This window comes from Nocardia cyriacigeorgica (assembly GCF_010858045.1).
In the GTDB taxonomy this organism is placed as follows: domain Bacteria; phylum Actinomycetota; class Actinomycetes; order Mycobacteriales; family Mycobacteriaceae; genus Nocardia; species Nocardia cyriacigeorgica_E.
The window spans coordinates 1-281 of record NZ_JAAGVC010000375.1 but is presented as its reverse complement, the minus strand read 5'-3'; the positions used below and the strand labels follow the sequence as shown (position 1 = coordinate 281).

Genomic DNA, 281 nt, shown 5'->3' with positions numbered 1-281 from the left:
CGGTATGACGCTGCAAGCATGGGCGGGTAAGCACCCCGATCGCGTCACCGCACAGGCCGAGGCCGTGCTGCTCACCAACACCGGCCCACATTCGCTGGTCGCCGAGACCACCGTGGTGCCGCCGTTCAACAAGCCGCTGTCCTGGCTGGGCGGCCGCACCATCCCGCTGCCGTTCTGGTTCGGCCGCCTCGGTCTCGGTACCCCCGTCCTCTTCCCGCCGATCGCCCCGGTCCGCTGGGTCTTCGCCCGCCAGATCATGAGTCTTGCGGCGCCGCGCGAAC

1 pseudogene is annotated in these 281 nt (G+C 70.1%); it reads left to right on the top strand.

Annotated elements, in window-relative coordinates:
- Positions 1 to 281, top strand: a pseudogene (locus GV790_RS30085) (alpha/beta fold hydrolase); the annotation flags it as partial.